We start from the raw sequence: 12,695 nt of genomic DNA on the forward strand, positions 1-12,695 counted from the left end.
GGCTGGCCGCGGCCTCCGTCACCCTCCGGCGCAGAACCGGAGGAGCGGACGCCGGATGGCACCTCAAACTGCCCGTCGAACCGGGCGTCCGGGACGAGATCGCCGCCCCCCTGTCCGACACGCTGCCGGCCGGTCTCGCCGAGGGCGCGGGCCAGTTTGGAGGGTGCGGCGGAGTGCCGCAGGCCGGCCTTGCGGAACTTCTTGTCGACGGAGTCGAGGAAGGCCGGGTCTCCGCCGTCGGCGAGTTCCACCTCGATCTCCTCCCACTGTGCGGTGGAACCGTCGTCGAGGCGTTCGGCGACGACGGCGTCGCGGCTGAGTTCGGCGAGCGGGGCGCCGTCGGAGTCGAGCAGGTGGCGCACCTCGCGCACGGACAGCAGCCGCACCACGGGCAGCAGGCCGTCGCCGCGGGTGTGAGCCCGCACCAGGGCGGTGAGTTCGGCCGGCAGCGTGTCGGACAGGGGGGCGGCGATCTCGTCCCGGACGCCCGGTTCGACGGGCAGTTTGAGGTGCCATCCGGCGTCCGCTCCTCCGGTTCTGCGCCGGAGGGTGACGGAGGCCGCGGCCAGCCGCAGGTCCTCGGTGTCGTAGTAGACGGCGTCCAGTTCCGTGACGCCCCGCTCCTCGACGCCTTCGACGCCGGAGATCTTCCTGAGGTCGGGGAGCCGGACGTCGGGGCCGGCTTCGTACTTTCGTTCGATCTCGCGCTTGTCCGCCATGACCCGAATCTAGTGCGCGAAGGGCCCGGACGGCAGTGCGCCCGGCCGCCGCACCACAGGGCGGCGGCCGGGCGGGTCATGCACTTATCGGCTTCTGCACGCGGATCGACTGGAGGAGCCCCACCGCTATCCACACGGCGAACATCGAGGTGCCGCCGTAGGAGACGAAGGGCAGCGGGAGCCCGGCGACCGGCATGATGCCCATCGCCATGCCGATGTTCTCGAACGCCTGGAAGGCGAACCAGGCGATGATCCCGGCGGCGACGATCGTGCCGTACAGCTCGGTCGTCTCGCGGGCGATCCGGCATGCGCGCCAGAGCACCACGCCGAGGAGGACCAGGATCAGCCCGGCTCCGACGAAGCCGAGTTCCTCGCCGGCGACGGTGAAGATGAAGTCGGTCTGCTGTTCGGGCACGAACTGGCCGGTGGTCTGGTGCCCGTTGAACAGACCGGCGCCGTAGAGACCGCCGGAGCCGATGGCGATGCGGGCCTGGTTGGTGTTGTAGCCGACGCCCGCCGGGTCCAATTCTGGGTTGGCGAAGGCGGCGAACCGGTTGATCTGGTATTCGTCGAGGACTCCGAGCGCGGCGACCAGGACCGCGCCCGCGGCGCCGGCGCCGAGGAGGCCGAGGATCCAGCGGTTGGACGCGCCCGAGGCCAGCAGCACGCCGAGCACGATGACGACCATGACCATCACCGAGCCGAGGTCCGGCATCAGCATGACGATCGCCATGGGCAGCACCGCGAAGGCGAGGGACTTGGCGACCGTGCGGTGGTCGGGGTGGAGCTGGTCGCCGGCGTCGACGCGGGCGGCGAGCATCATCGCCATGCCCAGGATGATGGTGATCTTGACGAACTCGGAGGGCTGGAGCGACAGTCCGCCGATGACCAGCCAGGCGTGTGCGCCGTTGATGGTGGCGCCGAGCGGGGTGAGGACCAGCAGCACCAGGACCACGGACAGGCCGTAGAGCACGGGGACCGCGCCGCGCAGGGTGCGGTGGCCCAGCCAGATGGTCGCGACCATCAGGGCGAAGCCGATGCCGATGTTGAGGCTGTGCTTGATGAGGAAGCTGTGCGGGTCGCCGTCGTTCAGTTCGGTGCGGCCGCGGGTCGCGGACCACACCAGCAGCGTGCCGATGACCGAGAGTGCGATCGCGGAGAACATCAGCGGCCAGTCGAGCCGGCGGGCGACCGAGTCGCGGGCGCTGAGCCGGGACCACAGTCCCCCGCGCTCGGGTCCGTATCCGGAGACGGAGAATCCGCCTGCGCCTGTCATGTCCTAGTCCCTCCGTGCGGGCGCGCCCGCGAGCGTCTGTGCGTCGGCCGGGTCCGCCGGCTTCGGAGGCACGTAGGGCCTGACCTCGGGGGCCTCGATCGAGCCGTCCGGGGAGATCTTGGGCAGGGCCTTCTGCGGCGTGGGCAGCAGGGCCCGCTTGAGGTCCTGGTTGCCCTGCTCGTCGAGGCCGTACATCGCCTCGTAGATCTTGCGGACCGCGGGACCGGAGGCGCCGGAGCCGGTGCCGCCCTGGGAGATCGTCATGACGATCGTGTAGTCGTCGGTGTAGGTCGCGAACCACGAGGTGGTCTGCTTGCCGTAGACCTGGGCGGTACCGGTCTTGGCCCGCATGGGGATCTTGTCCTGGGGCCATCCGCCGAACCGCCAGGAGGCGGTGCCGCCGGGACCGACGACCGAGCGCAGGCCCTTGTCGAGGTCGGCGATGGTCTTCTTCCCTATGGGCAGCTTGCCGTGGGCCTTCGGCGGGATCTCCTCGACGCGCTTGCCGTCGGGGCTGATGATCGCCTTGCCGATGGTGGGGTTGTAGAGGGTGCCGCCGTTGCTGATGGCGGAGTAGGCGGTCGCCATCTGGATGGGCGTGACGAGGATGTCGCCCTGGCCGATGGAGAAGTTGATGCTGTCGTAGGCGTGGAGCTTGTTGCCTTCGAGGCAGCTCTCGTAGGCGATCTGCTCGACGAAGCTGCCGCCCTTCTTGCCCTCCTTGCACCAGGCGTCCTTGTTGGCCTTCCAGAAGTCCTGCTTCCACTTCCGGTCGGGGATGCGGCCGGTGACCTCGTTGGGCAGGTCGATGCCGGTCCGGGAGCCGAGGCCGAAGTCGTGGGCGGTGCGGTAGAACCAGTCGTGGGCGTTCTTCTTCGGCTTGGTGCCGCCGTCGCGCTTCCACTCCTCGTGGCCGAGCGCGTAGAAGACCGTGTTGCAGGAGTACTTGAGGGCGTCCCCGAGGTTGATGGGACCGTGTCCCTGGGACTCGAAGTTCGCGAAGCTCCGGCTGCCGAGGCTGTAGGAGCTTCCGCAGTTGTAGAGGTCGTCGAAGTCGTGCCCGGCCCGTACGGCGGCGCTCGCCGAGACCACCTTGAAGATCGAGCCGGGGGCGGCCTGTCCCTGGATGGCGCGGTTGAGCAGGGGGAAGTTGGAGTCCTTGCCGGTGAGTTTCGCGTAGTCCTTGCCGGAGATGCCGCCGACCCAGGCGTTGGGGTCGTAGTCGGGCTGCGAGGCCATGGCGACGACGCGGCCGGTGCGGGACTCCATGACGACGACGGCGCCGGCGTCGGCCTCGTACTTGCGGCCGGTGACCTTGTCGGTCTCCTGGCGGACCAGCTTCATCGCCTTGTTCAGCTCGGATTCGGCGACGGCCTGGACGCGGGCGTCGATGCTGGTGACGAGGTTCGAGCCGGGGACGCCGGGATCGGACTCCGCCTCCCCCATGACGCGGCCGAGCTTGTCGACCTCGTAGGAGGTGACGCCCGCCTTGCCGCGCAGCGCCTCGTCGTAGGTGCGTTCCAGGCCCGAGCGGCCGATCTGGTCGGAGCGCAGATAGGGCGACTCGGTGTCCTTGGCCTTCTGGATCTCCTCGTCGGTGACGGGCGACAGGTAGCCGAGGACCTGCGAGGTCCGGGCGTCGGCGGGCGCGGTGTAGCGGCGCACGGCGGCCGGTTCGGCGGTGATGCCGGGGAAGTCCTCCGAGCGCTCCCGGATCTGGAGCGCCTGCTGGGTGGTGGCCTCGTCGGTGACCGGGATCGGCTGGTACGGGGAGCCGTTCCAGCACGGCTGCGGGGTCTTGGCGTCGCAGAGGCGGACCTTGTCCCTGACGTCCTTCGGTTTCATGCCGAGCACGCCGGCCAGCCGGGTCAGCACGCCCTCGCCGTCGTCCTTCATCTTCATCAGCTCGGTGCGGGACGCCGAGACGACCAGACGGGTCTCGTTGTCGGCGAGCGGCACCCCGCGGGCGTCGAGGATCGAGCCGCGCACGGCGGGCGTGACCACCCGCTGCACGTGGTTGCCGCTGGCCTCGTCGGCGTATTCGTCGCCGTTGCGGATCTGGAGGTACCAGAGCCGGCCGCCGAGGGTGAGAAGGAGGGAGAAGACGAGGATCTGGATGATGACGAGACGGATCTGGACCCGGGGGGTCCGCCCGGTCTCCGGAATGTTGCTCACGCTGCTGCCCCCTCGGTCACAGTCGCTTGACTCCCTTGATGCGGCCGGCCCGTGCCGCCCGTGTGCGTGCCGCCTTGATCCGCAGGCCGCTGCGCTGGGCGCCGATCCGCAGACCGGTGCCGGACGACAGCCAGCCGGAGGCGACGTCGGTGCCGCCGCTGTTCTGGTTCTCGGCGAGCGGATCGTTGTCGCTGCGTCTGGCCAGCCACATGATCAGCGGCACGGTGAAGGGCGCCAGGATCAGGTCGTACACGGCGGCGGTGAACAGCAGGTTGCCGAGCCCGACATGGCGTGCGGCGGTGTCGCCGACGAGGGCGCCGACCCCCGCGTACAGCAGTGTCGAGCCGATGGCGGCGCCGACGACCACGGCCATGGGGCCGGTCGCGGAGCGCAGCTGCTGCCCGTTGTCGGGCTTGATCAGGCCGGCGAGGTAGCCGATGACGCAGAGCACGAGGGCGTAGCGCCCGGCGGCGTGGTCGGCGGGCGGGGCGATGTCCGCGAGGAGGCCGGCGCCGAAGCCGATGAGCGCGCCCGCCACATGGCCGTAGACCATGGCCAGTCCGAGGACGGTGAGCAGCATCAGGTCCGGCACGGCGCCGGGCAGCTGGAGGCGGGCGAGGACGGTGACCTGGATGACGAGGGCGACCACGACCAGCGTCGTGGAGAGCAGCATCCGGTTGACACGCATGTACGGATCAGCTCCTGTTTACTCGTCGATCGGGCCGGCGGTGCCTGTGTCGCCCGGGGGGTCCGCTCCGCCGTCCCGGGCGGTCCCGGCGTCGTCCGGGGTCGGCGGCTGTCCGTCCTGCTGCTCGCGGACCCGGCCGTCCGTCTGCCCCTGCGGCTGCGTGTCGGACTGTCCCTCGACGGTGCCGTCGGCGCCGGGCGTGACGGTCACCGTGACGGTGGGCGTCGGGCGGGCCTTCTCGGGCTTGGGCGGCAGGACGGTGTCCCGCGGGTCGGTGCGCGGCGCCTGCACGACGACGCCGACGATGTCGAGCTTGCTGAACGCTGCGTACGGGCGGACGTGGATGTCACGGGTGAGGTCGCCGCTGGCGGGGTCGACCCGGATCACCTCGCCGACGGGGACGCCGGGCACGAAGGGCTTGTTGCCCTGCGAGCCGAAGGTGACGAGCCGGTCGCCCTTCTTCACCTTGGCCTTGCCGTTGAGCAGCTGGACGAGGAGCGGCCGGTCGCCCTGGCCGGTCGCGAAGCCCAGTTCGTTGCTCTTCTCCATGCGGGTGCCGACGGTGAAGTCGGGGTCGCTGGCGAGCAGCACCGTGGAGGCGTTCGGGCCGACGGTGGTGACCCGGCCGACGAGTCCCTCGCTGTTGATGACGGTCATGTCGCGGGTGATGCCGTCGTTGGCGCCGATGTCGATGGTGACGGTCCAGGAGAAGCCCTGGGCCGCTCCTATGGCGATGACCTCGGCGCCCTTGATGCCGTACTGGCCCGCCGCCGCCGTCCGGATCAGCCCGTCCAGCTCGCGGAGCCTGCTGCGGTTGCGGTCGTCGCTGCCGAGGCGCTGCTTCAGCTCGGCGTTCTCCCGCTCCAGTTCGCTGATGCGGTCGTGTCGCTCGCCGGAGTCGCGTACGGCGCCGATGGCGTTGCCGATCGGGTCGACGGCCGCCGCGACCCCGTTCTCGACGGGACCGAAGACCGTTGCCGCGGCCGCTCGGGCTCCGTCGACCGGTGACTCCTCGCCGCCGCGGATGTCCACCGTGATCAGTGCGAACGCGATGGCGATCAGCAGCACCAGGAGCAGCCGGCTCTCTTTCGTGTCCCTCACGTGCGGCGGCCGTGCCTTCCTCGTCGGAATGGTGGTGTTCGTATGTGGAACGGTCCTGCGGCCGTGACGGAGACGGAAGACCCCCCTTCCGAGGTCGTTCGCACCCCCCGTACGGCGGATCGGCGGCCCGCCGCGGTGCGGGCCGCCGACTGCCTAACGGCGCGGCTGGGCGTCCAGCACCTGCTGGAGTGCCTCGAACTCCTCGACGCACTTGCCCGAGCCGAGGGCCACCGAGTCCAGCGGGTCCTCGGCGATGTGGATGGGCATGCCCGTCTCGCGGCGCAGCCGCTCGTCGAGGCCGCGCAGCAGGGCGCCACCGCCGGTGAGGACGATGCCGCGGTCCATGACGTCGCCGGAGAGCTCCGGCGGGCACTTGTCGAGGGTGGTCTTCACCGCGTCGACGATGGCGTTGACCGGCTCCTCGATGGCCTTGCGGACCTCGGCGGCCGAGATGACGACCGTCTTGGGCAGACCGGAGACGAGGTCGCGGCCCCGGATCTCGGTGTGCTCGTCCTTGTCCATGTCGTACGCGGAGCCGATGGTGATCTTGATGGACTCGGCGGTCCGCTCACCGAGCAGGAGGGAGTACTCCTTCTTGATGTGCTGGATGATCGCGTTGTCCAGCTCGTCGCCGGCCACCCGGATGGACTGTGCCGTGACGATTCCTCCGAGGGAGATCACGGCGACCTCGGTGGTCCCGCCGCCGATGTCGACGACCATGTTGCCGGTGGCCTCGTGCACGGGGAGGCCGGAACCGATGGCGGCGGCCATGGGCTCCTCGATGATGTGCACCTGACGGGCGCCCGCCTGGGTGGACGCCTCGATGACGGCGCGGCGCTCGACGCCCGTGATGCCCGAGGGCACGCAGACGACGACGCGCGGCCTGGCGAGGTAGCGGCGCTTGTGGATCTTGAGGATGAAGTAGCGGAGCATCCGCTCGGTGATCTCGAAGTCGGCGATGACGCCGTCCTTCAGTGGCCGGACGGCAACGATGTTGCCCGGCGTCCGGCCGATCATCTTCTTCGCCTCGGCGCCGACCGCGAGAATGCCGCCCGTGTTGGTGTTGATCGCGACGACGGACGGCTCGTTGAGAACGATCCCCCGGCCTCTGACGTACACCAGCGTGTTGGCGGTCCCGAGGTCGACAGCCATGTCACGGCCGATGAACGACATGTTGTTCCCCATGAGGATGCGTCTGGCCTTCCCAAATCGAGCGTTGATGGCTTATCAGGATGGCGAGGTGGGTGCTGTGGCGTGGAGGCTTACATCGTAGTGCCGTCCAACCGGATACGGCGCGCTGGTCCACCTCTGTATGTGGTGACGATGCGTCGGGGCGATGCGTTCCCGCAATCCTCCGCCCTATACCGAAGGGCGACCGAAATTCCTTCGGTCGCCCCAGGTCATGAACGCCGCGCGACTGATGGCGTGTCAGCGAAAGCCCCGGCCGGAGCGGCAATGCGCCCCTTTTCGGGAGAAGCGGTCAGACTTCCGGGAAGAAGATCTTCAGTTCCCGAATGGCGGACTCCTCGGAGTCCGAGGCGTGGATCAGATTCTCGCGGACGATGGTGCCGAAGTCCCCGCGAATGGACCCGGGTGCCGCCTCGATCGGGTCGGTCGGACCCGCCAGCCGGCGTACACCCTCGATGACGCGCTCGCCTTCGACGACCAGGGCCACGACCGGGCCGGAGGCCATGAAGCCGACCAGCGGCTCGTAGAACGGCTTGCCCTTGTGCTCGCCGTAGTGCTGCTCCAGCGTCGCCTGGTCGAGGGTGCGCAGCTCCAGAGCGCTGATGGTCCAGCCGGCCTTGGACTCGATGCGGCCGATGATCTCCCCGATCAGTCCCCGGCGTACGGCGTCGGGCTTGAGCAGGACGAGCGTGCGCTGGCTCACGGTGCGGGCTCCTTCATGTGCGGGTCAGAGGTCTGCGCCACGGGGTCCGGGCGGCAGGCACCCCCGAGGCTACCCTGCGCGACGGGACACCGGTTACGCAGCGTCAGGCCCTGCTGATGCCTGAGCCGCCCAGCGGGCCTTCGCCTCGTCGATCTTCCGGCCGTAGTGCACCGACGCCCACCACAGGCCGGCGAACACCACGCCGAGGAAGAACATCGCCGGGACGACGAACCCGCCGGCGATCAGCCCGGCCTGGAGCGCCCAGCCGAGCTGGATGCCGCCCGGCCTGGTGATCATGCCGCACAGCAGCACGGACAGCAGCATCGCGATGCCGCAGACCGTCCAGACCGCGGCCATCGAGGCCCCGTCCGCCTTCATGGCCACCAGACCGGCGAAGCCGATCACGAAGAACTCGCCGATCAGGGTGGATGCACAGAGCGTACGCATGGGGTGTCAGCCCCTTCCCAGGAGCAGCCGGGCCTCGCCGACCGTGATCACGGAACCGGTCACCAGGACGCCCGCGCCGGCGAACTCCGACTCCTCCTCGGCGAGCGTGATCGCCGTCTCCAGCGCATCGTCCAGGCGCGGCTCCACGACCACCCGGTCGTCGCCGAAGACCTCGACGGCGATCGCGGCGAGCTCGTCGGCGTCCATCGCCCGGTGGGAGGAGTTCTGGGTGACCACGATCTCGGCGAAGACCGGTTCGAACGCCTCCAGCAGCCCCTTGACGTCCTTGTCGCCGCTGGTGCCGACGACGCCGATGAGACGCGAGAAGCCGAACGACTCGGTGATGCCGTCGGCCGTCGCCCGCGCGCCCGCCGGGTTGTGCGCCGCGTCCAGGACGACGGTGGGGCTGCGGCGCACCACCTCCAGCCGGCCCGGGGACGCCACGGAGGCGAAGGCGCGGCGGACGGTGTCGGCGTCCAGCGCCCCCGGCTGCTCGGCGCCGACCCCGAAGAACGCCTCCACGGCCGCCAGCGCGACCGCGGCGTTGTGCGCCTGGTGGGCGCCGTACAGCGGGAGGAAGATCTGCCCGTACTCCCCGCCGAGGCCGCGCAGCGTCAGCAGCTGGCCGCCGACGGCCACCTCGCGGGAGACGATGCCGAACTCCAGGCCCTCGCGGGCGACGGTGGCATCGGCCTCGACGGCCTTCTTCAGCAGCACCTGGGCGGCGTCGACCGGCTGCTGGGCCAGCACGACCGTCGCGCCCTGCTTGATGATGCCGGCCTTCTCCCCCGCGATCTCGGCGGGCGTGGAGCCCAGCCGGTCGGTGTGGTCCAGGTCGATCGGGGTGACGACGGCGACGGACCCGTCGATCACGTTCGTCGCGTCCCAGCTGCCGCCCATGCCGACCTCGACGACGGCGACGTCCACCGGGGCGTCGGCGAAGGCCGCGTACGCCATGCCGGTCAGTACCTCGAAGAAGGAGAGCCGGTACTCCTGGCTCGCGTCGACCATCTCCACGTACGGCGCGATGTCGCGGTAGGTCTCCACGAAGCGCTCGGGCGCCACGGGCGCCCCGTCGAGGCTGATGCGTTCGGTGATCGACTGCACATGGGGCGAGGTGTACCGCCCGGTGCGCAGATCGAAGGCGGCGAGCAGCGACTCGATCATGCGGGCCGTGGAGGTCTTGCCGTTCGTCCCGGTGATGTGGATCGACGGGTAGGCGCGCTGCGGTTCGCCGAGCACGTCCATCAGGGCGGCGATCCGGGCGACCGAGGGCTCCAGCTTCGTCTCGCCCCAGCGGGTGGCGAGGTCGGCCTCGACGTCGCGGAGGGCCTTGTCGACCTCCGGGTCGGCGGGCCGGGCGGGCACCTGTTCGCTCTGCGGCACGCCGGCCCGGGTGCGCAGGGTGCGGCTGCCGGCCTCGATCACCGCCAGATCGGGATCGCGCTGGGTCTCCTCGCCGACGATCTCCTCGAAGAGGTCGTCGGATCCGGAGTCGTCGGGCCGGTCGGAAGGGCGGGGCTCACTCACCCGGCCAGTGTACGGAGGGCCGGGGGCAACCCGTGCAGCCGCCGGGTGCCGAGGGGCCGGGCCCGGCACGCGCCGCGGCCCCCGCCCCCTCGCGAAGAGGGGGCGGGGGCCACGGCGTGCGGTGCGATCAGGCCTGCGGCAGGGCCGCCAGCTGGCCGGTGATGCGGGCGATCTCGGCCTCCGCCGTCGCCAGGCGGGTGCGGATCTTCTCCACGACCGGGTCGGGCGCCTTGGCCAGGAAGGCTTCGTTGCCCAGCTTGGCGTTCGCCTGCGCGACCTCCTTCTCGGCCGCGCCCAGGTCCTTGGTAAGGCGCTTGCGCTCGGCCGCGACGTCGATCGTGCCGGAGAGGTCGAGGGCGACCGTGGCTCCCGCGACCGGCAGGGAGGCGGTGGCGTGGAAGCCCTCGCCCTCCGGCTGGAGGCGCAGCAGCTGACGGATGGCCGCCTCGTGGGGCGCCAGCGCGGTGCCCTCCAGGGCGAGCCGGGCCGGGACCTTCTGGCCCGGCTGGAGACCCTGGTCGCTGCGGAAGCGGCGGACCTCGGTGACGACCTGCTGGACGAGACCGATCTCGCGCTCGGCGGCCTCGTCGCGGAAGCCGCTGTCGGACGGCCAGTCCGCGATCACCAGCGACTCCCCGCCGGTGAGCGTCGTCCACAGGGTGTCGGTGACGAACGGGACGACCGGGTGCAGCAGCCGCAGCATCACGTCGAGGACCTCGCCGAGGACCCGGCCGGAGACCTTCGCCTGCTCGCCGCCCGCGAAGAACGTCGTCTTCGACAGCTCGACGTACCAGTCGAAGACCTCGTCCCAGGCGAAGTGGAACAGGGACTCGGAGAGCTTGGCGAACTGGTAGTCCTCGTAGAACGCGTCGACCTCGGCGACCGTCTTGTTGAGCCGCGAGAGGATCCACCGGTCGGTGGACGACATCTCCTCGGGCGACGGCAGCGGTCCCTCGACCGTGGCGCCGTTCATCAGCGCGAAGCGGGTGGCGTTCCAGATCTTGTTCGCGAAGTTGCGCGAACCCTGGACCCAGTCCTCGCCGATCGGGACGTCGACGCCCGGGTTGGCGCCGCGGGCCAGGGTGAAGCGCAGGGCGTCGGAGCCGTACTTGTCCATCCAGTCCAGCGGATTGACCGCGTTCCCGAAGGACTTGGACATCTTCTTGCCGAACTGGTCGCGGACCATGCCGTGCAGGGCGATGGTGTGGAACGGCGGGGTGCCGTCCATCGCGTAGAGGCCGAACATCATCATCCGGGCGACCCAGAAGAAGAGGATGTCGTAGCCCGTGACCAGGACGGAGTTCGGGTAGAACTTCGCGAGGCTCTCGGTCTGTTCGGGCCAGCCCAGCGTGGAGAACGGCCACAGGCCGGAGGAGAACCAGGTGTCCAGGACATCGGTCTCCTGGTGCCAGCCCTCACCCGTGGGCGGCTCCTCGTCGGGGCCGACGCAGACGACCTCGCCCGCCGGGCCGTACCAGACGGGGATGCGGTGACCCCACCACAGCTGGCGCGAGATGCACCAGTCGTGCAGGTTGTCGACCCAGTCGAAGTACCGCTTCTCCATCTCCTGCGGGTGGATCTTCACCCGGCCGTCGCGGACCGCGTCGCCGGCCGCCTTCGCCAGCGGGGCGACCTTGACCCACCACTGCAGCGACAGCCGCGGCTCGATGGTGGTCTTGCAGCGGGAGCAGTGGCCGACGGAGTGGGTGTACGGGCGCTTCTCGGCGACGATGCGGCCCTCGGCACGCAGCGCGGCGACGATGGCGCTGCGCGCCTCCAGCCGGTCCAGTCCCTCGAAGGGGCCCGGGACGGTGATGACGGCGCGCTCGTCCATGATCGCCGGCGACGGCAGGTCGTGCCGCCGGCCGATCTCGAAGTCGTTCGGGTCATGCGCGGGCGTGACCTTGACGGCGCCGGTGCCGAACTCCGGGTCGACATGGGTGTCCGCGACGACCGGGATCGTGCGGTCGGTGAGCGGCAGCCTGATCTGCCGGCCGATCAGGTGCCGGTAGCGCTCGTCGTCCGGGTGGACCGCGACGGCGGTGTCGCCGAGCATCGTCTCGGCGCGGGTGGTGGCGACGACGATGGTGTCCTCGCCGTCCCCGTACGTCATGGAGACGAGTTCGCCGTCGTCGTCCTGGTACTCCACCTCGATGTCCGAGATCGCGGTCAGACAGCGCGGGCACCAGTTGATGATGCGCTCGGCGCGGTAGATCAGCTCGTCCTCGTAGAGGCGCTTGAAGATCGTCTGGACGGCCTGGGAAAGACCCTCGTCCATGGTGAAGCGCTCGCGGGACCAGGCGACGCCGTCGCCGAGGCGGCGCATCTGGCCGGAGATCTGGCCGCCGGACTCGCCCTTCCACTGCCAGACGCGCTCGATGAACGCCTCACGGCCGAGGTCGTGGCGGGACTTTCCCTCTTTGCCGAGTTCGCGTTCGACGACGTTCTGCGTGGCGATGCCGGCGTGGTCCATGCCGGGCTGCCACAGCGTCTCGTACCCCTGCATCCGCTTGCGGCGGGTGAGGGCGTCGATGAGCGTGTGCTCGAAGGCGTGGCCCAGGTGCAGGCTGCCGGTGACGTTCGGCGGGGGGATGACGACGGTGAACGGAGGCTTGTCGCTCTTGGCGTCGGCCTCGAAGTAACCCCGCTCCACCCAGCGCTCGTACAGCGCCCCCTCTACGTCGGCCGGCGCGTACTGGGTCGGCAGTTCGGAGGTGGGCGCTGTGGGCTGCGATGAGTTCTCGGTCACGGGGTCAGTTTAGGGGTGTCACGGGGTGGTGCTGAAACGCGATTCTTCCGTAACGGTGTGCCCCCGCCCGCCCCGTCGGAAGCGGGCTTAGGCCAGGATGTTCGCAACACGTAAACATC

The 12,695-nt window shown here is 70.1% G+C and carries 10 protein-coding genes; all 10 read right to left on the reverse strand.

Annotated elements, in window-relative coordinates; all coding sequences use genetic code 11:
* Positions 1 to 719, reverse strand: a 719-nt coding sequence (locus tag EAO77_RS02220; protein WP_147988895.1) for a CYTH domain-containing protein, incomplete at its 3' end; no start/stop codon positions are given.
* A gap of 76 nt (positions 720 to 795) precedes the next feature.
* Positions 796 to 1,995 (reverse strand): rod shape-determining protein RodA, encoded by a 1,200-nt coding sequence (gene rodA, locus EAO77_RS02225; RefSeq protein ID WP_147986445.1) that lies wholly within the window; start codon positions 1,993 to 1,995, stop codon positions 796 to 798.
* Between the two features lie 3 nt (positions 1,996 to 1,998).
* Positions 1,999 to 4,170: a penicillin-binding protein 2 gene (gene mrdA / locus EAO77_RS02230; RefSeq protein WP_147986446.1), complete on the reverse strand. Its 2,172-nt coding sequence runs from the start codon at positions 4,168 to 4,170 to the stop codon at positions 1,999 to 2,001.
* A 16-nt stretch (positions 4,171 to 4,186) separates the two neighbouring features.
* Positions 4,187 to 4,858, reverse strand: a complete 672-nt coding sequence (gene mreD / locus EAO77_RS02235) for a rod shape-determining protein MreD (protein ID WP_147986447.1) — start codon at positions 4,856 to 4,858, stop codon at positions 4,187 to 4,189.
* An 18-nt stretch (positions 4,859 to 4,876) separates the two neighbouring features.
* Entirely contained in the window at positions 4,877 to 5,959 is a 1,083-nt protein-coding gene (gene mreC, locus EAO77_RS02240; RefSeq protein WP_147986448.1) for a rod shape-determining protein MreC, read from the reverse strand.
* Between the two features lie 153 nt (positions 5,960 to 6,112).
* Positions 6,113 to 7,132 (reverse strand): rod shape-determining protein, encoded by a 1,020-nt coding sequence (locus tag EAO77_RS02245; RefSeq protein WP_020610253.1) that lies wholly within the window; start codon positions 7,130 to 7,132, stop codon positions 6,113 to 6,115.
* Positions 7,133 to 7,439: 307 nt separating this feature from the next.
* Positions 7,440 to 7,850 (reverse strand): nucleoside-diphosphate kinase, encoded by a 411-nt coding sequence (gene ndk / locus EAO77_RS02250; protein ID WP_147986449.1) that lies wholly within the window; start codon positions 7,848 to 7,850, stop codon positions 7,440 to 7,442.
* A 93-nt stretch (positions 7,851 to 7,943) separates the two neighbouring features.
* Positions 7,944 to 8,297, reverse strand: coding sequence for a DUF4233 domain-containing protein (locus tag EAO77_RS02255; protein ID WP_147986450.1), 354 nt, complete (start codon positions 8,295 to 8,297; stop codon positions 7,944 to 7,946).
* A 6-nt stretch (positions 8,298 to 8,303) separates the two neighbouring features.
* Entirely contained in the window at positions 8,304 to 9,827 is a 1,524-nt protein-coding gene (folC, locus tag EAO77_RS02260; protein WP_147986451.1) for a bifunctional tetrahydrofolate synthase/dihydrofolate synthase, read from the reverse strand.
* 127 nt (positions 9,828 to 9,954) lie between these two features.
* A complete protein-coding gene (locus EAO77_RS02265; protein WP_147986452.1) occupies positions 9,955 to 12,576 on the reverse strand; it encodes a valine--tRNA ligase in 2,622 nt (873 codons plus the stop codon).
* Positions 12,577 to 12,695: the final 119 nt, after the last annotated feature.

Origin of the sequence: Streptomyces sp. T39 (assembly GCF_008042045.1) — a bacterium.
In the GTDB taxonomy this organism is placed as follows: domain Bacteria; phylum Actinomycetota; class Actinomycetes; order Streptomycetales; family Streptomycetaceae; genus Streptomyces.